We start from the raw sequence: 25,750 nt of genomic DNA on the forward strand, positions 1-25,750 counted from the left end.
CAGGAAACTATCAAATTTTCCTCATACTTCAGCGCTGAATAGTGTTGGCTGACTGGTTAAATAACAAGTTTCGAGACTTTTCAATATCTAACGCCTGATTTTTAAAGGCTTCGGCTTTTTCATAGGCGCGAATGACCGCCGGACGTATTTGAATTGTCTCGAACCAACGTTTGAGATGGGGAAAATTTTCTAAGTTTTGGCTTTGGCGTTCATAAGGCACAATCCAAGGATAAGCGGCGATATCGGCAATAGAGTATTCACCAGCGACAAACTCTCTATCTGCAAGGCGTTTATCCAACACTGCATATAAGCGCCCTGTTTCATTGACGTAGCGGTTAATGGCATACTCAATTTTTTCAGGTGCATAACTACTAAAGTGGTGGTTTTGTCCGGCCATTGGGCCTAGTCCTGCCATTTGCCAGAATAGCCATTGTAGAACCTCTGTACGTCCCCTGATACTTTGGGGAATTAATTTTCCGGTTTTTTCTGCCAAATACAACAAGATAGCGCCAGACTCAAACACAGAAATCCCTGCACCCCCATCTGCTGGTTCATTGTCAACAATGGCGGGAATGCGATTATTCGGGGAGATTTTGAGAAATTCTGGCTGGAACTGGTCGCCAGCACCGATATTTATGGGGATGATGTTGTAGGGTAAACCGACTTCTTCTAAGAAGATAGTGATTTTGTGACCGTTGGGAGTTGTCCAATAGTAAAGGTCAATCATGGTTGTGTCTTTAATTTTGTTAGTTTCTGCACCGATATTTTAAGTGTTTTACTCCTGACTATGGCTTTGTCAGGCTGTTATCTTTGATCAGATCAATTACAAGCTAATGAGAACTTGATGATGAGACTGCATTACAACAAAACTTTCAGTTATATGTTCATTCCCTTAGGGTTATTAAATTTAACTTTCGGTAGCATTCTCCTAGTTAGAGGTCAATTTAGCATTAGCATCATCATTGGAATTATCATTATCTTCTTAGGGTGGGCATATTGGCATAGGCCTTATATCACTGTCGAAGATAAACAGTTTATTATTCACACACCTTTAGGATGGCCACAACGCGTCTACGGTTACAATGCTCCTGAAGACGTAAAAATAGCGCACAAGCAGATATTACTCAAACAAGACGGTGAGTGGAAACGCTTACCTATTTCCAAATTAATTATGCAGCCAAAAGATTGGTTAACGTTGCAAAAGCGATTTGGTGAGGACAGAGGCTAAAGAAGGGAAATATTTTTATCAATGCGATCGCTTCTCATGGATAATTAGGCGATCGCATATTTTATATCAATAAGTGTAGGGTTGTACAAGTGTACAACCCTACGACGGAATTAATCATGGAACAACTAGACATTTAGTGGCTGTCTATTGCTGGCTAATGCGTAATTACTTGTAGCGTTGCTATCTTCAAAATTGTTGGCAAATGCTAGCGATTCTTCACCAGTAATCAATCTTGAACCACGTTTGCGGGTGAAGTAGTTCCACGCCCACTGAATCATGACTAATAGTTTGCTGTCAAACTCAATGAGGAAGTAGATGTGAATTAATAGCCAGAATGCCCATGCAGAGAAGCCTTGCAACTTGACTAAGCCTAAGTCTACAACGGCTGCATTTTGCCCAATCATCGCTAGGCTACCGTGATCATTATATTTAAAGACTGGCAGAGTTTTACCTTGCAAGCGTTTTTTAATCAACTTGGCGACGTATTCACCTTCTTGGATGGCGACTGGTGCAACACTAGGAAGAGGTTGACCGTTTTGGTGCGAGAAGTTGGCTAAGTCTCCCACAACAAAAATATTTTTGTGTCCTTTAATACTTAAGTCTGGTTCTACCATGACTCGTCCGGCGTGATCGCATTCTACCCCGGTTCGTTCGGCTAAAACTTTCCCCATCGCCGATGCTTTCACACCTGCTGCCCATAATATAGTCTTGGAGGTTATTGTTTGCAATTCATCGCCTTGCTTAAAGGTAACGATGTCGTTTTCAATACTTGTCACTCTTGTTTTTGTCTGGACAACCACACCGAACTCTCGCAGAGATGTTGTGGCTGCTTGGGATAATTCTGGTGCAATGTGTGGGAGGATGCGATCGCCACCTTGCAATAGTAATATTTTGGTTTCTGAGGTGTCGATGTTGCGGAAATCGTCTTGCAGAGTCTTATATGCTAACTCAGCGATCGCCCCTGCTAATTCTACTCCTGTAGGGCCACCGCCCACAATTACAAAAGTCAATAAAGCCCGACGTTTTTCGGGGTCAGTTTCTTTTTCTGCGGCTTCAAAGGCTGTAAAGATGCGGCGACGCATTTCGATAGCATCTTCCACAGTTTTCAAGCCAGGCGCTAATTCTTGCCAATTATCTTTACCAAAATAGGAATGCTTTGCACCTGTGGCGACAATTAACGTATCATAATTTACTACTTTATCACTCAGAATAACTTGTTGTGCTTCTGGATTAATATCATTTACTTCTCCTAGCAGCACTCTTGTATTCTTGCTTTTGCTGAGTACAGATCGCAATGGTGCGGAAATATCAGCAGGTGATAGCGTGCCTGTTGCAACTTGATATAAAAGTGGCTGAAATAAGTGAAAGTTACGTTTATCGATGAGAGTAACATTTACATTAGCTTTCGCCAGTGCTTTTGCTGCATACAGTCCACCAAAGCCACCACCAACGATTACAACCTGATGTGGTTCAAGTGAAGCTACCATAATAAAAATTTCCTTGCGTTCAGAGAAATGTAACTATTCTTAATTGATTTGTAACAAAGTTATGAGATTTGTTACCGCTTGTTTTGAACAATTGTAAAAATAATTAAATTAATCAAATTTACTATTTACAAGACCTTATGGTCTATCTGTTATATTGAAACTCTTATTTTGTAGTAATTCTAAAGTTTATCTATTGGGTATACTTGACAAAATCATGTTTAATATTCTTGCCAAAAATATGTTTTTGTTGAGAATAAATCTCTAACTAATTATGTTGATTAATTGTGAGCGAATACTCTCAAATATATTAAGAAACATATGTAAACGTATAAGCTAAAAATAATTGTGGAATAAGTATTTTGCCTCCATCAAGCAAGATACCTATTCCACAAATTTCAGGCTAATAAGTAATTAGAAAGAATGAATTACATCTGGGGACTGGGGAATGGGTTAAAAGTTTTATTGTGTCTAGATTGTATCATCTATTGATGTCCTAACACTACTGGCGATAGCTATAAAAAGTTATACCAATTTGAAAAAAAATGCGACAAATAAACCATTTGTAGAGACGCGATTCATCGCGTCTTCTTCATCCAAAGGATTCATCGCATCTTCACCTAAGGATGTTTTGCAATCATTAATTGAATTGGTATTAAGTATTTTTAGGATGGGTATTGCCCCACCAAAACCATAGTAAGGTGGGCATTGCCCACCCTACTTTTATCACTTTGGTCACACGGTAACTATTTTAAGCATTACCAATTACCTATTTAATCCTAGACATTAACCGGCAACCTCTTTTCTGTAGCCTGATAATGACCGTTATTGTTGACAGCTTTTACCTCTAAAGCCACTTCTTGGCCTGTAATCAATCTAGCACCACGATTGCGAGTCACATAATTCCATACCCATTGAATCATGACTACTAACTTATTATCAAACTCAATGAGGAAGTAGATGTGAATCACTAACCAGAACAACCATGCAAAGAAGCCTGTAAGTTTGATGAAGCCTAAATCTACAACGGCTGCATTTTGTCCAATCATCGCTAGACTACCCTTATCAGCATAGTTAAAGGCTGGTAGAGTTTGACCTTGGAGGCGTTTTTGAACCAATGCGGCGACGTATTCACCTTCTTGTTTAGCGACGGGTGCAACACCAGGGAGGGGTTTACCATTTTGGTGAGAGAAGTTGGCTAAGTCTCCCACAACAAAAATATTGCTGTGTCCCTTAATGCTTAAGTCTGATTCTACGATGACTCGGCCGGCGCGATCGCATTCTACCCCAGTTCGTTCAGCTAAAACTTTACCCATAGCTGATGCTTTCACACCTGCTGCCCATAATACAGTCTTGGAGGCAATTTGTTTTACTTCTTCACCTTGTTTGAGGGTGACGATATCATTCTCAATATTTGTTACCAAGGTTTTTGTCTGGACAACCACACCCAACTTTTGCAAAGATGCTTCCGCTTCCTGGGATAATTCGGGTGCAAAAGGAGGGAGGACTCTATCTAAACCTTCTAGGAGAATGACTTGGGCTTCTGTGGTATCGATTTTGCGGAAATCTTCTTTAAGGGTTTTGTAGGCTAATTCTGCGATCGCTCCTGCTAACTCTACACCAGTAGGGCCGCCACCGACAACCACAAAGGTCAACCAAGCACGACGCTTTGCTGGGTCTTTTTCTTTCTCGGCTGCTTCAAAAGCTGTAAAGATGCGGCGGCGCATTTCTATCGCGTCTTCTACAGTTTTCAACCCAGGTGCAAACTCTTCCCAGTTATCTTTACCAAAATAGGAATGCTTTGCACCAGTGGCGACAATTAAGGTATCGTAGGGGATTTTTTCATCACCCATCACTAATTCTTGTGCTTCTGGGTCAATATCGCTCACTTCTCCCAGCAATACTTGGGTATTCTTGCTTTTACTTAATACTGCGCGTAAAGGCGAGGAAATATCTGCTGGTGATAGCGTCCCTGTTGCAACTTGATAAAGTAGTGGCTGAAATAGGTGAAAGTTCCGCTTGTCGATGAGAGTCACGTCTACTTTAGCTTTAGCCAGGGCTTTTGCTGCATACAATCCACCAAAACCGCCACCGACAATCACAACTTTATGTGGTGGGTTGTTATCAAGTGCTTCAACCATAAGAATTATTTCCTTGTGTTACGACTGCTGTAACTATTCTTAACAAATTTGTATCAAAAATGTCACAATTATTTCTGTTTATTTTGAACATATAAAAAATTGCTTAAAGTTACCAAAAAGACAAACATTAAGTAATTTAAGTTACATAGTTGTATTAGTTATCATTTTGGGTGATAAGCTTTATGCAGTTGACGGGTAAGAATCCCCGCTTTGTTATAGGCAAAGGTAATTAGGTTTTGATACTCGTTATCAAAAAGTTCTTCCGTAATTAAAATTAGTTCATCAATATTCTGCTGTTCAGGGGAAATTAGAATATTTTCTCCCAAGAAATTCGGGAATAGTAGACGAATGGTTCATCAAATCACATCTAACAACCGTTAGCAAACCAGTCAATAACAGCGTGAAAAAATGATGGTTGACAATTTTGGTAACTAAAATCTCAGCTGACTCAGCTGATTGAAACTATACCAATTGTGGCAATTCGCTGTTAAACTCTCTTTACCTACCCTGGGTTCTGGGAATATTCTAAATTTTCCCTGAGACTACTTGAGAATTTTTCATTAATTGATACACTTGTTCTTCATTAACATTCAGTTAACTAGCACTGCATGGTGCATATTAAGCGCGTAGAACTTACCAATTTCAAATCCTTCGGCGGTACTACCTCCGTCCCATTGCTGTCGGGGTTCACTGTCGTATCTGGGCCTAATGGTTCGGGTAAGTCTAATATTTTGGATGCGCTGTTGTTTTGTTTGGGATTAGCCAGTTCTAAGGGGATGCGAGCAGACCGCCTACCCGATTTGGTTAATAATACTCAAACGGCGAAAAGTCGCTCGGCGGTGGAAGCTGTGGTGACGGTGACGTTTGATTTGTCTGATTTGGTGGATGTCAGTAGTCAGTTGTCCGTAGTCAGTGGTGAAGAAGAATCACAGGATGAAACGCCTAGTGTAAATGGGAATGGTCATAAAGCTACAGAATGGAGTGTAACCCGGAAACTGCGGGTAACGCATCAAGGTAGTTATACGTCGAATTACTACATCAATGGGGTTTCGGCGACGCAGACAGAGTTACATGAGGAGTTGGAGAGGCTGCGGATTTACCCTGAAGGTTATAACGTGGTGTTGCAAGGGGATGTCACCAGCATTATTTCCATGAAGGGGAAGGAACGGCGGGAAATTATTGATGAGTTGGCGGGGGTGGCGGCTTTTGATAGGAAGATTCACCAAGCCAAGGGAACTTTGGATGAGGTGAAGGATAAGGAAGACAGTTGTCGGATTATTGAGTCTGAGTTAACTTTACAACGCGATCGCCTCTCCCAAGACCGAGCGAAGGCGGAGAGGTATCAAAAGTTACGCACGGAGTTTTTAGAAAAGCAATGTTGGGAAGCGGTATTATCTTGGCGTTCCCTACAAGCACAGCAAGAGAAGTTAGTTACAGATATTCAAGCAGGCGATCGCCATTATGGGGAACTGACAACTCAGCTGGCAAGCTTAAATACAGAAATTAACCAAAAAACGGCTGAACTGGAACAGCTAAATGCTCATGTGAAAGCAATGGGGGAAGAGGAACTGCTGGCGGTACAATCTACCCTAGCTACCCAAGAAGCGGAACGGAAGCAACTCCAGCGTCAGCAAACGGAGTTAGAAACGGCTTTGCAAGAAACTACCAGACGTTTGACGCAAACTCAGCAAGATATTCAACAACATCAACAAGGTTTGGGTGAACTGGCGCAAGCACAGGATTTAGAAAGACAGTCCATTGTTTATTGTCAGCAGCAACGGGATGAAGCACAACAAGCTTTGGAAAAGTCCCGTGAAGTAGCCGCAGAAATCGCCTCAGCCTCGGAAGCCTGGGTACAGCAACAAACAGCGTTAAATCGGCAAATTGAGGCTGTACTGCAAACTTTGGAACCACAGCGCACGGAACAAGCGCAACTGCGGGAACGGAATCATCAGTTACAGCAGTTAATTGGGGAGCAAACCGAGTTAATTGCTAATTTAGAACCGCAATTAGCTGAGAAACAAGCTGATTGTGAGCGCATAGAAACAGAATTTAACGCTTCTGGTGAACCCATCCAAGATTTAGCCCAAAATCTTGCAGCCACAGAACAAGAATTACAAATCCAGCAAGATACCCAAAAGCGGTTATTGCAAGAACAACGGGACAAACAACGTCAACTAGATAGAATTGAGGCGCAAGCACAAGCACAGCAAGAGGTACAAGGAACCCAAGCCAGTAAAGTGATTATCCAGTCAGGAATGCCTGGGGTCTGCGGCTTGGTGGTACATTTGGGACGGGTAGAACCCAAGTTTCAATTAGCGTTAGAAATTGCGGCTGGGGCGCGGTTGGGACACATTGTGGTAGAAGATGATGGTATAGCAGCAGCCGGGATTGAACTACTCAAACAAAAACGGGCTGGGAAAGCAACGTTTTTACCGTTGAATAAAATTCAGTCTCACAAATTTACCCAGGATGCGACGCTGCGTTTAGCCAATGGCTTTATTAACTATGCTGTAAATTTGGTAGACTGCGATCGCCGTTATAAAGACATCTTCAATTACGTCTTTGGTAATACTGTAGTCTTCGCCAACTTGGATACGGCGCGGAAAAATCTCGGCTTATATCGCATCGTCACCTTGGATGGGGAATTACTAGAAACTAGTGGCGCGATGACTGGGGGAAGTAGTAACCAGCGTTCCTCCCTCCGGTTTGGTAACACCGAAGCCGCAGAATCAGATGAAGCGATTGGTTTAAAACAGCGTTTAGCCGATATTGATCGGATTTTAAACCGTTGTGGTGATGCGATCACCAATTTATCTATCAAAACCAAACAACTATCCCAAGAACTCACGGAAACTCGACAAGCACGGCGAGAACAGCAGTTACAGCTGGAACAGTTGCAAAAAGATATTAAAACTTTAACAGCCCAATTAGCAGGGACGCGATCGCAACTCACCCAAAACAGCGAGAAATTTACCACAGCCCAATCTCGCCTGGAAATTCTGGATAGGGAGTTACCAGGACAAGAAAGCCAATTACAACAACTACGCCACACCTTAGCCGAGTTAGAAGCCTCCCAAACCCCCAGCGAATGGCAACAAATTCAGGCGACAATTAAAACCCAAGAACAACAAATACAACAACGGGAAACCGCCTTTAGGGAAGCCGAACAACGCTTAAAAAATCTAGAAAATCAACAACAGCGTTTACAAGAACGCATCCAAGAAGCCCAACAACGCATCACCGAATATCAAACTCAACAAACCACTTCTACAGACGCAATTCATCGCGTCTCCCAACAAACCACAACCATAAACGCACAAATCACCCAAACCCGCGCCAAACTCAGCGAACTAGAACAACACCTGGGCGTAGAAAAACAAAAACGCGACACAATTGAACAAGAAGTGAGATCGCACCTCCTGCGTCAGCAACAATTAGAATGGGAAATTCAAAAGCTGGAAGAAACCCAACTCAAACGCCGGGAAGACTTAACCGCCTTACAAAGCCAGTTACAGGAACTAGTACCAGAACTCCCCAACCCTTTGCCAGAAGTCCCAGACAAGGTAGACTTAGAAGAATTGCAGAAAGAATTGCGATCGCTCACCAAACGTCTCCAAGCGATGGAACCTGTGAATATGTTGGCGTTAGAAGAATACGAACGCACCCAAAAACGCCTAGAAGAACTCACCCAAAAATTACAAACCTTAGAAGGAGAACGCACCGAACTACTCCTACGCATTGAAAACTTCACCACCTTGCGCCAAATCGCCTTTAAAGAAGCCTTCGACGCTGTAAATGAAAATTTCCAATCCATCTTCGCTACCCTGTCCGACGGCGACGGCTACCTGCAACTAGATAACCCAGAAGACCCCTTTAACAGTGGCTTAAACTTAGTCGCCCACCCCAAAGGAAAACCAGTCCAAAGACTCGCCTCCATGTCCGGTGGTGAAAAATCCCTCACCGCCTTAAGCTTTATCTTTGCCCTGCAACGCTATCGCCCCTCACCCTTTTACGCCTTTGATGAAGTAGATATGTTTTTGGATGGGGCAAACGTAGAACGATTGTCAAGAATGATTAAACAACAAGCCCAGCAAGCCCAGTTCATAGTTGTGAGTTTGCGCCGTCCGATGATAGAATCAGCCGAACGCACAATCGGCGTTACTCAAGCACGAGGAGCTTATACTCAAGTTTTGGGAATTAAGTTATCATCCTCGAATACATCTGCTTGAGTTTTTGTTAATAATAGTGTATAGATAAACCGGATTCGAGATCAGGACTCCGTATAGAATGACCTCTGAACAAATAATTAGGCGTTCCGACATATTAAATACGCAGGTAATTACCCGCGACAACGGCAAACGGTTAGGAATCGTCAGTCAAGTTTGGGTGGATATTGATCAAAGAGAGGTTGTGGCTCTTGGTTTGCGAGACAGCCTGATCTCCATCTCTGGTCTGCCCCGCTATATGTACCTTAGCAGCATCCACCAATATGGCGATGTGATCTTAGTTGATAACGAAGATGTCATCGAAGATATTGAAGTTGAAGCCTTCAGTAACTTAATTAACTGGGAAGTAATCACCGAAACTGGCGAAGTTTTAGGTAGAGTGCGGGGCTTTAGGTTTGAAGCCGAAACAGGTAAGCTCAACACCATAGTCATCGCCTCCTTGGGACTCCCCCAAATTCCCGACCAATTCTTAAGCACCTACGAAATATCCATAGAAGAAGTAGTCAGCACCGGCCCCAACCGATTAATCGTGTTTGAAGGAGCTGAAGAACGGGTAAATCAGTTAACAGTTGGTGTCCTCGAACGCCTGGGTATTGGTAAAGCGCCTTGGGAAAGAGACGCAGACGAAGAATACGGCTATTCTGCACCCCGCGCCGTTGCACCATCAAATCAGCTACCTAGCGGCGTACCCTTACAGCCACCAAAACCCAAAGTCCGCACCCCCGAACCCGTAGCCGAGGAAGAATGGACTGAGGACTACATCGAAGAAGAAAGACCACAGCGCCAAGTCATGAAGGCGCGCCAATACGAGTCAATTCAATACGAAGAAGACGAAGAAGAAGACAACTGGAGTGAAGCCACAGGTAGAGACAGGTATCAGCCCCCGGCTCAACCCTACAGCAAACCCTACACCGAAGATTACGACGATTATGATGATGATGTAGAAAGTGATGCTTGGGAAGACACACCACCCCAACCAGTGAACATTCCCAAAAAAGTCAAAGAAAGACAACCAGAATACGAAGAAGAAGGCGGATATTAATTTATTGGTGATTTCACAAGACCAAAATAACGCCAAATAACCATGTAGAGACGCGATTCATCGCGTCTTCTTCTGTATTAGTTTTAATGGCTAATGCAACGTTAAGGATTAATAGCAGAATTAGCCATTTTAATGAGAGAATTGCGATCGCCTGCCTTCAGTCCAAAACTATACTGCACTCCTTGTTGTCGCCAAGTCAAAGTCGCATCAGAACAATTAGCCCCACAACGAAAATCCACAAAATAGCCAGCAACACCCTTAGCTAAAGCCACCCGTTTCCCCGTAAGGCGCGGTGTTGAACGCGTGACAGCCTCCGCCGAAACCACACCCAAACGACAAGCCGTCCCACCAGTACAGTCAGGACTGAAACCCAAGAGAATGTCATATTTCTTCGGTGTAGAAGTTTCAAGAATGGCGTAAATCGGATTTGTCCCATCGGACTCAGGAATATACTTAGGCAATAAAATCTTAATTTGACTCTTTTGCTTTAACTTCGGCAGAATCGGCTGAAAAACTTTATGTGGCTGAGAATTAACAGTTCTAGCTGGTCGTTGTGCTAATAGCTGCGGTTGACTCGTATTAGCTATAGCCGAAGGATTGAGATTATTAATACCGACTAATACCAGTAATATCGATAAATTAGTCAGACTTTTTAAGCCAAAAATCATAAAGTAAGACCTATTTCAACGGGTGTATTTAACTTATATTTCCCATTTTTTTAGACTAAACGGTGTTCATACTCACCTTCAGTATTCTTAATCTCAGCCCCAGCAGTACCTATTTCTACTTCCAATGATATAAGTTTATGTAATTCTGAAATATTAAAGTGAAAGATTAATTCAGATAGAAAATTATGACAACCGAGCAAGAGCTTCAATCTCTTTTTAATACCTTAGACCGTGATCAAGACGGCAAAATCTCCATTAATGAGCTTTTCTTAAGTCCTGGTTTAAGTGCAGTCATCTCATCAGAAACGAGTACCAGTAGCCCCCAGGAGTTGTTATTACAGTATGATTCGGACGAAGACGGTAGCATTACCTTTGAAGAATTAAAGAAAGCAGTTGAGAAAGCAAGTAATCTAACCTAACACTGATGAGAGTCGATGCCTAGATCGCTCTAGGACTCCTCTCAATACGGTTCGGAGAAGCAGGGGAGGAAAGAGGGAATGAGGATAGGTCGTTTATTTAGGGAGTAGCCAGTAAAGCAACCCCCACTAACAGACGATACAATGGCATTCAGTATCCTGCCGTCCATCCCCTGCCATGTTCCCAGTCATATATTCTGATGAGTTTCTAGATCACAAAACTGGCAAATATCACCCAGAAAGTCCAGAACGTTTGACAGCAATTGTTAATGCAATAAAACAAGCTGCGTTTGCGGAAAAAATTACCTGGGTTGAACCGACACCAGCCCTAGAAAACTCATCTGTAATGCCGCTTCTGGTAAAGGTTCATAGCCCAGGTTATGTGAATAAGGTCAGGGAAATCGCTACTACTGGCGGCGGTTATTTGGATGGCGATACACCAGTCTCACCCCGTAGTTATGATGTGGCTTTATTGGCGGTGAGTGCTTGGTTAAACGGGATGGATGCTGTGTTAGAGACAGGAAATCCGGCTTTTGTGCTGGCGCGTCCACCAGGACACCATGCAGAAGGCGATGCAGGGATGGGATTTTGTTTATTTTCTAATGCAGCGATCGCCGCTTATTATGCCTTAGAACAGCCAGGAATTAACCGTGTCGCCATTATTGATTGGGATGTACATCATGGTAATGGTACACAGGCGATCGTGGAGATTAATCCTCAAATTGCTTACTGTTCTCTCCATCAGTACCCCTGTTATCCTGGGACAGGTAGAGCTACAGAAAAGGGTTTCCATAATAATGTGTTAAATCTGCCCGTACCACCTGGTAGTGATATTTCTGTATATCAGCCATTATGGGAAAAAAAGATAATGCCGTTTTTAGTAGACTTTCAGCCAGATTTACTGATTGTTAGTGCTGGTTATGATGGTAATGCTGACGATCCTCTAGCTAGCGTCAATTTGCAACCAAAAGACTATGCTTTATTCACTAATTATTGTTTAGGAATAACCCGTAAAATGTTATTTGGCTTAGAAGGTGGCTATGATTTACCTACACTTTCTCAGTCTGTTTTAGCAACAATTGCCAGTTGTTTAGCTTAACATTCAATTCTTCAGCCTACATCTTAAACTACGGTTTATCTATCAAGTTTTAGTTGAATACTGGAAATGGATGTAGTATAACTGTGATAGTACCATATACTTCCAGGGATAAATGAGCCATCAAAGTACGCGCCCACATCATACTTGGGTGCAATCTCATCATCCTGTACCCTCAGAGACGAAATCGCTACATCAGTGCCATAAAGAGCCGATGTTTTATTATTTTGCTTATGGAAGTTGTATGTGTCCGGTGGATTTGAAGCGATCGCTTGGTGAGAACACACACCCTTATATTATCGGCCCTGGAGTATTAAAAGGTTATCGTTTGGGATTTTATCTCTATTTACCAAGCCGTAAATGTGGCGTTTTAGATATAGTTAAAGACCCCAAAGCCAGTGTTAAAGGCGTACTCTACCAACTACCCTTACGCTTAAGTGAATACTTAGATCAACGTGAAGGTGTATCCCAAAACCTCTATCGTCATGAATCAGTAGAGATTCACAGCCACAGTCGAGTATATCAAGATGTTCGCACATACGTAGTGGTGAATAAATCAGAGGAAGAAGTTGCACCTAATGACTGGTACTTCAATGTTGTTCTCAGGGGCGCAGTCACCTGCGGACTACCTGAAGAATATTGCTGGCATTTATTCAATCATATGCACAAGTTACAGCAGCGCCATCAAGAACAGAAATTTAGGCGATCGGCATGAAAAGTAACAATAAGACGAAATACTAAAATTTATCATGTTATTGATTGTGTTTATTTTTATTAGTAATACTTTGAGCAATTAGCAAAAATAAAAAGAATATTATTGAGAGTTTTATGTCTATTCATGTGACGTTTTAATGTCTAATTAATTGCCTTTATTTACATACATAAATTTATCTAGATCACATATATTTGTTATTAGTCATCTTTAAATTAAATATCTCTCAATTCAATTCTTGTAAAGAGTAAGCTGTTACGCATTTAAATTGTATATTTCGCACTCAGGTTGTCAAAAGTCCAAAGTCCACAGTCCAAGCTAGCCTTTGATTCTGGACTCTTGACTATGGACAGCCCTGACGCAAGAATATTTGATTTAGGTGCGTATCACCTTATATCCAAATATCTAACAAATCAAGCTCAAACCCTAAAAACATAGGATTTATATGAAATTATTTTCTGGCGCTATTGGCTTGATCTTGAAAGCTAGTCTAGCTCTAACAGGTTTTATTGCTTGCTTAAGCTTGGCATCAACTCCAGCATCAGCCCAAGCAATAATAGAAGACCCAATCTCCGACTTCAGTTCTGGAGAGCCTGCTGTCTTTGCAGGTGCAGCCGTGTATCTTACTCCTGGTGCTTATCTATCAACTATTGCGGCTGAGGCGGTCGCACCGAAAGGAACTTATTTTGCAGGATTTAACGGTGCGTATACAGTTACAGCATTTTCGTATATAGATCCTATTACTCATGCAGCATATCCAGCCCTAACACTGCATACTGGTGGACTAGCCAAACTTCCATACGAAACAGGCGGGTCTATTAGGGCTGCTGTAGTGGAAAGACTCAGATATGGCAATCTCACATTAGATGAATTTACATCACTTGTTAGGGCTGCTGTTGGTAATGATGGTTTGGAATAGGGTTGGGGATTGGGGACAAAAAAGTAAAAAGTAAAAAGGCAAAAGTTAAAACAAAAATCTTTTACCTTTTTACTTTTGCGTTGAACTGGGGATTGGGGGCTAAGCGCAGAGGGGAAAAGGAAATTATTACCAATTACCAATTACTAATTACATATTTTTGATTTCCCATAAAAAAGACGCAAAGTGATTCTTTGCGTCTTTTTGGTGAGTTTAGGGAAATTAGAAACTAAATGTGGTTCTCAACGCACCAATAACAACATCATCATTGTTATCATTGTGGTCTGGTGATGTTAGCCAGATAATGCCTGGTGTGATGGTGATATTGTCACTGACTTTGTATTGATAAAAAGCTTCCACATGATAGGAAGTATCTCTATCTCTGTCTAGTCCAGCAATGCTAGAACTTGTGACTTTTGGTTCCATCCCGGCAATGATACCGGCTAAGTTACCTTTTTTCCCAAGGTCGGGGAAACCAAGAGTAACAGCATAGTTCCAAATATCAACATCTCCACGATCGCCTGTCAAGATGCGGCTATTGGTGTAACCAGCCCATCCACCCAAGACTAATTTTTCACTGAGACCGATAGAAGCTTGGAGACCATAGGAATTGCTGGAGAATCTTTCGCCTAAACCTTGGAAGGTGGTTGCAGCGTTGCTACCAGTGGCTAGAGGTTGGCGATAAGAATTGATATATGTTAAACCAACACTGATGCGATCGCTTGGTCTAACTGTCAGTTGCGCTAATGCACCATAAGCGCCATCAAATAAACCGTTTTGGGGTGATGGGTTATTTGCTGTACCGCTCAAATAACCCAAGCTCAAGGCTAATTTATCACTAAACTGGTGAGTGACACCCAGACCAGTACCACCTATCTGCCCATAAATCGGGTTACGTGTACCAAAGGTAGTTAAAGCACCAAAAGCACCATCTCCATCAAATATGTTGACGGTACTGGTGAGGTCGTCTGCTGCGCCGCCAACAGCAATGAGCTTGGCTTGGGTGTTTTTGCCCAAGGGAAAGCCATACCACAAAGTACCAATAGCAGCATTAGTACTGGGTTCAACGCTAGCGAAGAACAGGTTACCTTCTGGAGTATTAATGTCGGGGCTAGTAATGTTGTTAGCTTCAATTCTGGTGAACAAGGTATCTTGCCCAGTGAAGCTGGAGACAAGTTCTAATCGCGCCCGTACTCCCAGAGTGGTATTTGTATCAACGATATCTGCATTATTGACGCGATCGCCTGATAAGACATCGCTGATAACTGATACTACTTGTCCTTGCAGCTTTGTTGTGGTTGAGAATTGATTGGCTTCTAATTCCGAGGTACGCGCTTCTAAAGCATCAACTCGACCTCTCAATGTGGCTAGTTCCGCAGAAAACTCTTCTTGTAGCTTTTGTAATGTAGCTAAGTCTTCTTTTGTGACTAACTCCGCCGTGGCAGTAGCTATGAGTTCATTGACTCGATCCAGACAAGCGTTCAAGCCTGCGGCAAATTCATACCTTGTGAGGGCGCGATTACCACGATATGTCCCATTGGGATACCCTGCGATACAACCATATCGCTCTACCAGTGATTGCAATGCTTGGAAAGCCCAGTCTGTAGGTTGTACGTCAGAAAATTGAGAAACTGAGGTAACTTGTGACATTACCTCTTGTTGAGTAGCTAGTTCTGCATTAGCTATTTTTGAGGTTTCATTTATTTCTGTTGTGGCAGGGGTTTCTCCTGCAAAGGCCGCAGCGCCAGAAAATAGCATTGTGCTGCAAATTACTGGGTTAACCAGCCAATACTTCCATATTTTCTGCATTTTTCTCCTCACACTTTACTCACACACATCTTCTTCTTGGCAATAGATATACCAAGTTCATTTGAAATAATATTTACTTCAAAAGTATTCCCAAGATATTAGCAGCACTTAGCAATTTTTGTCACATTAAAAGTCAAGAATTCGTAATTCATCCATTTTATGTAAAGAGAACATCTTTCAACCAGTACATTCGGTGGAGTGAGAGATATGTAACACAACACTCGCAAAACACTCCGGTGATTGCTGGCAAGAAATTTATTGTCTTCAGTATATGAGAATGAGAATTATTATAATATAGCAATGTACAATAAGTATCATTTTCAAAATCTGTGTTGATTGTGGCGACAGCCGCGTCAGCATCCTTATGGAGGGTAAAATACAGTGATTTGGACTCACATCAGAAGTAAAATAGGTAAACAGCACAATGGCATGGTGTCCTTAATAGCCTTGCTAATGTTGTCCATGACGGTTGGTTGTGACCAATCGAATAGTAATCAGGGAACAACTGCCCAACAATCGCCAACAGCACAGGAAGCTGCTTCTAGTCCATCAGTGCAGCAGCCAAAAACTAAAGTAGTAGCAACGATTTTGCCAACATATTTATTTACCAAAGCTGTAGCTGGAGAAGCCGCAGATGTATCGCTTTTAATCCCACCTAACACGGAAGTACATGATTACCAAGCAACACCGAGTAATGTGAAAGCGATCGCCACAGCTAATGTTTTAGTCAAAAATGGGTTAGGTTTGGAAGAATTTCTCGACAATACTGTAAAAAATGCCCAAAATCCTCAATTAACCCAAATAGATGCCAGTAAAAATATCAAAGTTTTAAATGAAATTTCACCTGTTGTAGAAACAGGAACGAAAGACCACGATCATGACCATGAACATTCTGAAGGTAATCCCCACGTTTGGCTAGATCCAGTGTTAGCAAAACAGCAAGTAGTGAATATTCGGGATGGCTTAATTGCGGCTGACCCAGCAAATAAAACTACCTATCAAGCTAATGCTGAGGCTTATATGAAAGAGTTAGACAATTTACATAATGAGTTTCAGCAAACTTTGCAGAAAACTCCTAATTGTACATTTATTACTTTCCATGATGCCTTTCCTTATTTAGCTCAACGCTATAATTTGCGGCAAGTTGCTGTCGTGCAAGTTCCTGAAGATCAACTTTCACCAACAGATGTACAAAAAACAGTCAACACAGTTAAAAAATACAAAGTAAAAGCTTTGTTCAGTGAACCAGGTGTAGACAACAAATTACTCACCAGTTTATCCAAAGATTTAAATTTAACTTTGCGTTCTCTCAACTCTTTAGAAAGTGGTGATACCAATCCCCAATATTATTTCCAAGCAATGAAAGATAATTTGCAAACCCTAGAAGCGGGTTGTAAGTAAAATTATGACTTGGGTGTATCTGATTTATATTATTGGTAAATGAAAATTGCTCTGATGCTGATTTTTTATTAATTTGAACCAGTCATATACTCCTGATAATCACCCACAAACGACCATAAAAATATCTTGACTCATCACCTATTTTCCAGCTAGGACTAATGAATTCGCCCATTTTAAAAGTAGAAAACTTGACAGTATATCAAGGTAATTATTTAGCTATTCGAGATGTTTCTTTTAATTTATTAGCAGGAACAGACACAGCGATAGTCGGGCCTAACGGCGCTGGTAAAAGCACTTTGGTAAAAGCAATTTTAGATTTGATTCCTCGCAGCGTCGGTCAAATTGAAATCTTTGGTCGTCCCATAAATAGGTTAGGAAATTTACGCCATCTTTTAGGCTATATGCCACAAAATTTTATTTTTGACCGCAGTTTTCCTATCTCTGTTGAAGAATTGGTGGGACTAGGATGGGTGGCTGAAGCTCGCCATCAGAGATCTGCATTTTTCTCCAAACTAAGAATTCAAAGCCGGGAAAAATCAGCAGCGATCGCCGCCGCTCTCAAAAGAACCGATACTTACCATCTGCGAAATCAAGCGATCGGGACTCTTAGCGGCGGTCAGCTAAAGCGGATTTTATTAGCTTACTGTTTGGTCATACCTCGAAAAATATTGGTTTTAGATGAAGCCTTTGCGGGAGTTGATATGCAGGGTGCAGCCGATTTTTATGCCATGCTGAACGAATTAAAGCAGCAGGAAGGTTGGACTGTTTTGCAAGTTTCCCATGATATTGATATGGTCAGCCGCCACTGCGATCGCGTGCTTTGTCTTAACCAAACCGTTGTTTGTACTGGTCAGCCAGAAATAGCACTTTCACCCCAAAACTTATTAGCAACTTACGGCCCTGGCTTCAGTCGTTACGAACATCACCATTAGGAAAAATCACAATATTCAAGTAGACAAAACTCTTTTATTTATTGATTTATTTATTGATTTAGAGTTAATCTTTCTCGTCCAAATGTTCCGCTACAGCCTGATAAAGCTCCAAAATATGGTTATCATGTAGGCGGTAAAATACATGACGACCTTGCTTACGGTAACTGACTAAACGCATGGCACGTAAGTTTCTTAATTGATGAGAAACAGCAGATTCGCTCATTTCTAGTAGTGTTGCTATATCACTGACACATAGCTCTTTTGTTGCTAAAAAGGAGAGAATGCGTAATCGATTAGCGTCGCCTAAAAAACTAAAAAAATCAGCCATGCGCTGTGATTTTTCAATACTCAAAACTTCTTTTATTAGAGGTGTAACACTACTTGCATTTATTTCCTCTACAGTAAAATTTGTGTGAGTCTTAATCATGTGAATTTGTTAACTACAATTATTTAATTTGGGAATAGTTAAATTTGGAATCGACGTTTAAAAAATTTATTAACAAGAGTAGATGATATATACAATTATATACTTTAATCAAATTAAAAAATTTAGAAATTAAGAGATATTTTGTAGTAATGTGTGGTAAAAGTACCCACTAGCTTGAATATGGATGCAATGAATTTTGATAATAAAAATCAACAACTGATTGTATGCTGACTAAAACCTTCTACCTCCTACCTCATAACTCTTGCTGTTTAATCGCTGTGGCTAGTGTTCCAGATTTGGTGAGTTTACTGCAATTCCCTTTTATGCAACGGGCGATCGCAGGTGCTGTTTTAATGGGAGTATTAGGGGGTTTACTGGGCAGTTTTGTCACCTTACGCCAGCTATCATTTTTTAGTCATGCCGTTGGTCACGCAGCTTTGGTAGGCGTAGTGTTGGGTGTGCTGTTGCAAGTTAACCCTACTTCCATGCTATTGCCCTTTACTTTAGTGTTTGGTGTTGTAGTCCTTTATTTAATCGACCAGACGGATTTAGGTAGTGATAGTGTACTCAGTATAGTTCTCTCTGGTGCATTGGCGATCGGTGTTATTCTCACTAACCTAATTCAAGGATATCGCGGTAACTTAATCGGGGTCTTGTTTGGCGATATTCTGGCTATCGATAGCACAGATTTAATTTTGACATTTCTCGTACTGATCGCCAGCAGTGTATTTTTACTTTCAACCCTACGACAACAAATTTTATTAACCTTGAACTTAGATGTGGCAAAAGTTCAGGGTGTTCCTGTTCAATTGTACCGTTATGGGTTTGTAGTCTTACTTTCATTGGCAGTAGCTGTGGCTATTAAAGCTGTTGGTGTCCTGCTAGTAAACGCCTTTTTAGTGATTCCGGCTGCTACCGCTAAGTTAATGAGTCACCACTTTCAGCACTTTCTTGTCATGTCAATGCTAGTTGGTGCTGCCAGTAGCATCATTGGCATTTTACTATCAGGTGCTTTCAATCTCGCCTCTGGCCCTAGCATTGTTCTTATCCAGGTGTTCCTATTTGTGATTGTATTTATTTGGGTAAAGTTGTACTTCAAGGCTGCATAAATCTTTTTTGCGAAAACTATTGCCAAATCGTTTTATGTTTGCTACATTGATTAATCGTGGTCAAGAAAAAAACAAGCCGGGATAGCTCAGTTGGTAGAGCAGAGGACTGAAAATCCTCGTGTCACGAGTTCAAGTCTCGTTCCTGGCATTTAAACAAACCCCCTGAAATCGTTCGATTTCAAGGGGTTTTTGCTTTATAAAGGCTGATTAATCAAGAAAAAAATTCTACATCTTAGAAAAACTTTGGGTATTTTTTGATGTCTTTAGGCAAAAAATGGGTGTAAATTGTGTGTAAAAGGGATAGAGTAGAGCTTAGGTTGACCGCTATAAACTAAAATATTTAAATCCCAATAATTTTCAAAAATTTGCCCCAACAGCCGTAAGAGATGATTTATCAAGTAAAGCTTAAATCGTAGTGGTGTAGCAAGCTTAAAATGATGTATTAGAAGTAAGGTTGGGTTGTAGCAAGATCCCAGGGAAGGGTATGAAGTTAAACCCAACGTTGGGCTTGGTTTTGGGTTTCCTTACGTCAACCCAACCTACGGTTTTGTTGCCACATTTTAGCCTTGACACACCACTACTCAATACTTACTTTATAAATAGGCTCTCAGACGCTACTGGGTGCGTGAATTGCAGTTCGCGACAACTACCAATTGGTTGTGCAACTTAATTTCAAGCGGGGACAGTTTTGGCTAAATCATCACCAGCAATAATGGTTGACATGAAAGTATATTTGTTATTCAACTGGTAGCGACGGTCTTGTTTAATGATCTGCATAAATTCTCTATGTCCCTGACGAGTTTGTCCTACCAAACAACCAGCACTGGCTTTATCAACGAATTTATTGTCATAACCCCAATGTTGATTAATTCCGAAATGAGAACCAATATCTTCAGGATCTCCAGTCCGAAATCCATCTTTATTACGATCGCGATGTACTTTAACTACACGAGTTTGAACCAGTGCTTCGTGAGGTTCAGAGTTACCATGCGTTCCTACTTGCCAAGATTGATACTGCCCAAATGCAATTCTCGCTGCACCTTGGGGATTCATAGGCTTGACGACTGTGTAATGATGTCCTGGTTCTGTGGTAGCTAGCCAGTTACCCACAATTTGCGGAATTCCCGTAGCGATTTCAATCACAATCCGGCGATCGTTCCATTCATTGAATTTATCAGCATTGGGTACACCATCAGCGTTAGCACCTTCAATATACACAACGTTGTATCTCTGTTTACCTCTAGCAACAAAGTAATCTTTACTTTGCATATACTTAATAATTCTGCTAGCTAAATTATTACTCAACTGCAAAGGAATAACTTCTTTAACTTCCATTAAAGCTTGGATAGTTGCTTTACCTAGAACCGCCTCTTCTATTTTCATGAGTGATTGGAAGTCTTGGAGTGCCTGAGTAGAAAACCGTCCAAATTTACCATCAGCAGGTGGATCTAATAAACCTAAGTCAATTAATTGTTTTTGCACTTCTTTTGCTAGTTCAGAGTTATTTTCTAAATTCTCTAAACTAACATTTTCTTGTGTACCTATTATTTCTGCTAATTGCATGGATGTAATCCTCTAGTTGAATTTCCTTGATATCGCCAACCAATATTTTGAATGGCTGTTATTTTTTAATAGTTGTATTGTTAAGTGACTTATGCACTTATAACTAATTAATCAAAAGATACCAGGACAAAAAGTCCTGGTATCTTTAAAGATTTAAACTAAAGCTATAGGATATTTATTTGATTTCAGGTAACAATAGTTTTAAGATGGCGGCTGCTCCCACTTGCTCAGAAATAGCATCAGCACTCCACTTATTATCAGCAACATATTTACCTTTAGTGTAGTGATGCGTACCACTCCAGAGATAAGGCGTTAGCACATCTGGATGATGCTGTCTATAACCAAAACCATTGTAAAGTTCGAGCCGCCATAACTGAGCAGGAATACTCCAATCTTGCGCTTTATGGAAATCTTTCATAATCAGTGCATCTGCTGCACTTTCTTCCCAAGAATAGCCAATATCCCAACCATTTTTAGGGGGATTTAGTGGGCGTTCTTTGGGAACATTATGAGTCCTAGCTTTCAGCGAATCACCATTATGAAGATGACTGTTAAAGTTTAAAGATGCCTCCATGTTATGGATACAGCCGATAAAATACCAAGGAATATTAGTTGCTGAAGCTACGCTTTCATAGCGATCGCGTTTCGCTTGAATGTTCAAGACAACTTTTTTAGTCCGTTCTAGCCACTCAGGTCTAATCTGACAGCTATTCCACAGGTTTTCATACTCTGGTTTGAGGACAGAAAGTCTCGTAATGTTAATTGATTGCATGGTATCAGTTGATTAATAGAATGAAGATATTTGACAAAATCTTATCGTTCTGAATCAGATTCAGATTCTGCCGAACACTGATTTTATAGGTGTTATCAAAATCAGCTTATGCAGTATTGTTCTGAGAGGATGTCTTAAAAGTTATCTTGTCTGTAGTAAAAAATTTTAGATTACCCTAAATCTAGGGTGTTGACTCTGCGCCTTTTTAGAGGGTCAAAATCCATGCGAAATATAGGTCATTGCGTTGGGGTAGCGTCTTTAATTGTGTCCGACGACTTATGACACTGCATCAGTTGAAATATCTTGTTTGTATTTATGACTGACCCAAAAATCAATATTGTGAAAAACTATGACCGCTAATGTAATCCGAGCTTTAACCCCTATAGTGTTAGCAGCCATTGGCGGAGCAATTGGTTTTATAGTTCTATTAAACTCTGGAGATAAAGATTCTGTTAAAGTGACTGCGGGGATGGGATTGGCGGGAACAGCAATAGCTGCCGCAGCCGGACTAGCTCAACCCAATAAAAATCCAAATAAACCTGAAGAAACACAAGAATCCTAAGCAAGTGGCCAAGGAGTTGAAAACGCCAGGTAATCAGAGAATAGTTCGCCAGCCGAAAACCATCATAGCTAGCCAAATAACCGCAATTTAGCTGCATATGTTCAAAATGCTGACATTTAGTTATTTAATGCAAGTATGTGACTTAACATCTCACCTAATGCGAGGTAAAGCAGTAAATAAATATGAATGCTGCATCAATATCAAGGTACTGGACAATTTGGCGTATTAATCTTGCTAATCAACAAGTAGGATATCAACAGTCTGACCTATCTCAAGCACGGGATTTTTTTCGGCAACAAGTTCATGATTGCCAAAATGATGACATCCAATCTACCCTGCTAGGTAATTTTTATGCCAATCATCTGGCTGAAAAGGATTTGCTCAATCGTGGCCTTGCTGGTTTGTGTCTACGGTGCTATGTTTCCTACCCGATTCTGAAAGCCTGTCAAAAAATTGATAGTCTGTTTAGTGGTGAAAAGTCTTTCAGCTATCAAGATTTATTAAGCTGTGTGCTAGATGATGATGGTAACAGGTTAGTGATTTTGGATAGCGATCGCAAAACTCAATTAGTCTTAGATGAGCATGGTGTTCCTCACACAACAACTTATAAATTGTTTACGGTGGAAGTCTTACGCAAGTTTAAGCATGACTCTCAATCAAGTATGAGTCTAGATAATTGGACTTACTTGCAAACTAGACAAAATCCAGAACTGAGAAAGTTTCTAGCAGAATTTGGTTTTCAGCATCATAGTGATTGGTCATTATTAAACCGAGTTAGATCCAAACAACTAGAACTTTTAGCCAAGCGATCGCGCCAATTAATAACGGTATTTCATGCGGTCTACAGACGAGATAGACGTGAAAGAAAACAGATAGAAGTGGGAAAATGTCCAGATCCCACTATTTCCCAGTTGCAGGAAATGCTGACATATTTGCAAGAACATGACATCATCATCAAGACTACAGATGAGTTAAAAAGAGAACTCAAACAAGTAGCAAGTCAACTGCGACAATATGATATTTGGAGTTATAGAGAACCTCTAGAAATTCCAGATCATGATACTGGCATATATAAACCCAGAAAAGATTTACCCACGGTTTATTACGATGAATCACATTTAGAACAACAAGAAATTATTGAATTTCTACATCAACAATTACAATTAATTTTGTCTGAGGCGATATCCCAAGAAATTAGTCAGTCAATTGCCAAGTTACAAAACAGTAAAAGTTACGCTCCGCTAGCTCAAAAGTATCTTCCTGGGTTACAACTATATTACTGTGATTGTAAGTCTTTAAAGGAAATTCAACTTCTTTTGGGCATGACAAGTTGGGATCAAACACGACGAATATTAAACCCTGGTGAACTTTTGAGTAAAGTACGTATATTAACGGTACAGAAACTACTCGATACTATGTTAAAAAAAGCTCATACTAAAGGTTTAACCTCAATTCCTCCTGAACCCGAATATCTGAAAACCTTGGCTGAACAAATAGAAAATTTTGTTGATGTAGAAGTTTTTATAGAAGCAGGAGAAGAAATTAGAGCCGGCAGAAACCGTTCGCTTGATAGTGTATATGCTCAAAAACTTCAGAATTACTTGGAAACCCAAATAATTGCTATTTAGCCAACAAAATCACAGCAGTTTACAACTACATGATGTACAAGAATGGGAAATAAAAAAACACATTTTTACACCTTCTTTACTTTGATTAAGCTCAATAAAAACCGCCTATCTGCAACCGGATATTTTTGTGCAAAACCTGGATAAAAATTGCTGTATTTTATATCACGTAGATATTTAATTCAATTGAAATTGAGGAGACAACTAATGATTAATAATCATGATAATACCCATAAAATGAGATTATTATTGCCAGAATCAATTTGGTTAGAACCAGAACATTTTGACTCAGCAAAAAACGCCAGTGAGCAGGTAATTGGTGAATTAAAACAGTGGAAAACATATTTAAATGCACTGGCATCATTAGGATTTACTAAATGGCTCAAAGAACACCTACCAGAACAAATTATCAAACAAAACAATCAAATTATTGATAATTTCACTCATATCCAATTAGGTGAATTCAAATTTTGTTTAATCGTTACAGAACATCTACTAGATGAACTAGTAAACATACCTGAAGATAATATTATTAAGCCGGAAGCGACCGCTCATTTATATGTTGTAGTTGAAGTATTAGAAGAGCAAGCAGAATTAGTTCTTCGAGGGATTTTACGTTACGACCAACTAGTTAGTTATAGAGATAGGATGAATTTACAACCAACGACAGGTGGTTATCAACTACCACTAGGGGAATTTGATCCAGAGCCAAATCACATTTTATTTTATTGCCGTTTCTTAGATGCTAATGCGATTCCTTTACCTGTGTTAACGACCGTCAACAACGAAGATAATTTAATACAATTTTTGCCTAAAACTAAAACTAAATTGAGCCAATGGTTAAGGGGTATTTTTCTCGATGAATGGCAGTCAATTGCTGCACTAATTAATCCAGATATTAATTTAGCTTTAAATATCAGAAATAATGCTGATAGCATCAAGCGGGGTAAAATTATTAACTTAGAAATGCAACTTGGCAACTATCCTGTTGTCATGTTGGTCAATATTAAAGAAGAGGCTGAAGAAAAATTACGTGTATTAATCCAGTTGCATCCAAGCGGCGAAACAAAATTTTTACAGCCTAATCTCAAGCTGACTTTACTATCAAAGGCAGGAAAATCGCTGTGTGAAGTTATATCTAGAAGTCAAGATAGTTATATTCAACTTAATCCTTTTCATGGAGAAGTAGGAAAACAGTTTACTATTGAGGTCAGCTTAGACAATATTAGCATTAAAGAAAATTTTGAACTATAGGATAGATTAATATCATCTTTTCAAGTTTAAATAATTAAATTAATATTTTATTATTAATTAACATATGTAATTATCAAGTATTAGCACTGTCACAAGCAGAAAAAAATTAATTTTTTTTGTATTGAGAATGTTAATCCTCTGTTGCTTTGTCCTATGGTGTACACACAAATGATTAAATCACTGCCCATCATTTTTTGTAGGGTGCGTTGTGTGTTGTCGCCTAGCGCAACGCATCATCCAAGATTTTCGGTGCGTTAGGACTAGCGTCCATACAACACCCTACCAGATTAAAACCAATATGGGTAGTGCTTTCGGACTTGCCAGAAGAATTTACCCGAATAGAATCAAGACTTTAGCACTGACG

General features: G+C 40.4%; 22 protein-coding genes and 1 tRNA gene. 14 read left to right on the forward strand and 9 right to left on the reverse strand.

All coding sequences use genetic code 11. From position 1 onward, the window contains the following. Positions 1–28: 28 nt before the first annotated feature. Positions 29–727: a glutathione binding-like protein gene (locus H6G14_RS04840; RefSeq protein ID WP_190565991.1), complete on the reverse strand. Its 699-nt coding sequence runs from the start codon at positions 725–727 to the stop codon at positions 29–31. A 117-nt stretch (positions 728–844) separates the two neighbouring features. On the opposite strand from H6G14_RS04840, the gene H6G14_RS04845 reads away from it, so the two are divergent. Beyond that, positions 845–1,228: a hypothetical protein gene (locus H6G14_RS04845; protein ID WP_190565992.1), complete on the forward strand. Its 384-nt coding sequence runs from the start codon at positions 845–847 to the stop codon at positions 1,226–1,228. A gap of 125 nt (positions 1,229–1,353) precedes the next feature. On the opposite strand, the gene H6G14_RS04850 is transcribed toward H6G14_RS04845, so the two are convergent. The 3 genes from H6G14_RS04850 to H6G14_RS04860 all read right to left on the reverse strand — a co-directional run bounded on the left by H6G14_RS04850 (position 1,354) and on the right by H6G14_RS04860 (position 5,179). Next, positions 1,354–2,715 (reverse strand): NAD(P)/FAD-dependent oxidoreductase, encoded by a 1,362-nt coding sequence (locus H6G14_RS04850; protein ID WP_190565993.1) that lies wholly within the window; start codon positions 2,713–2,715, stop codon positions 1,354–1,356. A 776-nt stretch (positions 2,716–3,491) separates the two neighbouring features. After that, a complete protein-coding gene (locus tag H6G14_RS04855) occupies positions 3,492–4,853 on the reverse strand; it encodes an NAD(P)/FAD-dependent oxidoreductase (protein WP_190565994.1) in 1,362 nt (453 codons plus the stop codon). 161 nt (positions 4,854–5,014) lie between these two features. Further along, a complete protein-coding gene (locus tag H6G14_RS04860; RefSeq protein ID WP_190565995.1) occupies positions 5,015–5,179 on the reverse strand; it encodes a hypothetical protein in 165 nt (54 codons plus the stop codon). Positions 5,180–5,461: 282 nt separating this feature from the next. Between H6G14_RS04860 and smc the strand changes: the two genes are divergently transcribed. Both smc and H6G14_RS04870 read left to right on the forward strand, forming a co-directional pair. After that, complete coding sequence (smc, locus tag H6G14_RS04865; RefSeq protein ID WP_190565996.1) at positions 5,462–9,085, forward strand: chromosome segregation protein SMC; 3,624 nt, start codon at positions 5,462–5,464, stop codon at positions 9,083–9,085. A gap of 58 nt (positions 9,086–9,143) precedes the next feature. Beyond that, a complete protein-coding gene (locus H6G14_RS04870; protein WP_190565997.1) occupies positions 9,144–10,124 on the forward strand; it encodes a PRC-barrel domain-containing protein in 981 nt (326 codons plus the stop codon). Positions 10,125–10,225: 101 nt separating this feature from the next. On the opposite strand, the gene H6G14_RS04875 is transcribed toward H6G14_RS04870, so the two are convergent. After that, positions 10,226–10,792 (reverse strand): hypothetical protein, encoded by a 567-nt coding sequence (locus H6G14_RS04875; protein WP_190565998.1) that lies wholly within the window; start codon positions 10,790–10,792, stop codon positions 10,226–10,228. Between the two features lie 185 nt (positions 10,793–10,977). On the opposite strand from H6G14_RS04875, the gene H6G14_RS04880 reads away from it, so the two are divergent. The 4 genes from H6G14_RS04880 to H6G14_RS04895 all read left to right on the forward strand — a co-directional run bounded on the left by H6G14_RS04880 (position 10,978) and on the right by H6G14_RS04895 (position 13,935). Next, positions 10,978–11,211, forward strand: a complete 234-nt coding sequence (locus H6G14_RS04880) for an EF-hand domain-containing protein (protein WP_190565999.1) — start codon at positions 10,978–10,980, stop codon at positions 11,209–11,211. Between the two features lie 175 nt (positions 11,212–11,386). Next, entirely contained in the window at positions 11,387–12,307 is a 921-nt protein-coding gene (locus H6G14_RS04885; RefSeq protein WP_190566000.1) for a histone deacetylase family protein, read from the forward strand. Between the two features lie 112 nt (positions 12,308–12,419). Next, positions 12,420–13,019: a gamma-glutamylcyclotransferase family protein gene (locus H6G14_RS04890; RefSeq protein ID WP_190566001.1), complete on the forward strand. Its 600-nt coding sequence runs from the start codon at positions 12,420–12,422 to the stop codon at positions 13,017–13,019. A 442-nt stretch (positions 13,020–13,461) separates the two neighbouring features. After that, positions 13,462–13,935 (forward strand): hypothetical protein, encoded by a 474-nt coding sequence (locus tag H6G14_RS04895; protein ID WP_190566002.1) that lies wholly within the window; start codon positions 13,462–13,464, stop codon positions 13,933–13,935. 219 nt (positions 13,936–14,154) lie between these two features. On the opposite strand, the gene H6G14_RS04900 is transcribed toward H6G14_RS04895, so the two are convergent. Then, a complete protein-coding gene (locus tag H6G14_RS04900; protein WP_190566003.1) occupies positions 14,155–15,741 on the reverse strand; it encodes an iron uptake porin in 1,587 nt (528 codons plus the stop codon). Positions 15,742–16,122: 381 nt separating this feature from the next. On the opposite strand from H6G14_RS04900, the gene H6G14_RS04905 reads away from it, so the two are divergent. Both H6G14_RS04905 and H6G14_RS04910 read left to right on the forward strand, forming a co-directional pair. Continuing rightward, positions 16,123–17,142, forward strand: coding sequence for a metal ABC transporter solute-binding protein, Zn/Mn family (locus H6G14_RS04905; RefSeq protein WP_190566004.1), 1,020 nt, complete (start codon positions 16,123–16,125; stop codon positions 17,140–17,142). Positions 17,143–17,300: 158 nt separating this feature from the next. Continuing rightward, positions 17,301–18,074, forward strand: a complete 774-nt coding sequence (locus H6G14_RS04910; protein WP_190566005.1) for a metal ABC transporter ATP-binding protein — start codon at positions 17,301–17,303, stop codon at positions 18,072–18,074. A 64-nt stretch (positions 18,075–18,138) separates the two neighbouring features. Here H6G14_RS04910 and H6G14_RS04915 read toward each other — a convergent pair whose 3' ends face one another. Then, positions 18,139–18,501, reverse strand: coding sequence for an ArsR/SmtB family transcription factor (locus tag H6G14_RS04915; RefSeq protein WP_190566006.1), 363 nt, complete (start codon positions 18,499–18,501; stop codon positions 18,139–18,141). A gap of 224 nt (positions 18,502–18,725) precedes the next feature. Here H6G14_RS04915 and H6G14_RS04920 point away from each other — a divergent pair, with 224 nt between their 5' ends. Then, positions 18,726–19,610 (forward strand): metal ABC transporter permease, encoded by an 885-nt coding sequence (locus H6G14_RS04920; protein WP_190566007.1) that lies wholly within the window; start codon positions 18,726–18,728, stop codon positions 19,608–19,610. Positions 19,611–19,685: 75 nt separating this feature from the next. Then, positions 19,686–19,758 (forward strand) — tRNA-Phe (locus H6G14_RS04925). A gap of 524 nt (positions 19,759–20,282) precedes the next feature. On the opposite strand, the gene H6G14_RS04930 is transcribed toward H6G14_RS04925, so the two are convergent. Beyond that, positions 20,283–21,173, reverse strand: coding sequence for a peptidoglycan-binding domain-containing protein (locus H6G14_RS04930; RefSeq protein WP_190566008.1), 891 nt, complete (start codon positions 21,171–21,173; stop codon positions 20,283–20,285). Positions 21,174–21,348: 175 nt separating this feature from the next. Continuing rightward, on the reverse strand, positions 21,349–21,945 hold the full coding sequence (locus tag H6G14_RS04935; RefSeq protein ID WP_190566009.1) for a hypothetical protein: 597 nt from the start codon (positions 21,943–21,945) through the stop codon (positions 21,349–21,351). 349 nt (positions 21,946–22,294) lie between these two features. Here H6G14_RS04935 and H6G14_RS04940 point away from each other — a divergent pair, with 349 nt between their 5' ends. From H6G14_RS04940 to H6G14_RS04950, 3 genes are all read left to right on the forward strand, one after another. After that, entirely contained in the window at positions 22,295–22,507 is a 213-nt protein-coding gene (locus H6G14_RS04940; protein ID WP_190566010.1) for a hypothetical protein, read from the forward strand. Positions 22,508–22,689: 182 nt separating this feature from the next. After that, a complete protein-coding gene (locus H6G14_RS04945) occupies positions 22,690–24,135 on the forward strand; it encodes a hypothetical protein (RefSeq protein ID WP_190566011.1) in 1,446 nt (481 codons plus the stop codon). Positions 24,136–24,339: 204 nt separating this feature from the next. Further along, positions 24,340–25,386, forward strand: coding sequence for a DUF1822 family protein (locus H6G14_RS04950; protein ID WP_190566012.1), 1,047 nt, complete (start codon positions 24,340–24,342; stop codon positions 25,384–25,386). Positions 25,387–25,750 lie beyond the last annotated feature (364 nt).

It is taken from the genome of Nostoc parmelioides FACHB-3921, assembly GCF_014696625.1.
In the GTDB taxonomy this organism is placed as follows: domain Bacteria; phylum Cyanobacteriota; class Cyanobacteriia; order Cyanobacteriales; family Nostocaceae; genus Trichormus; species Trichormus parmelioides.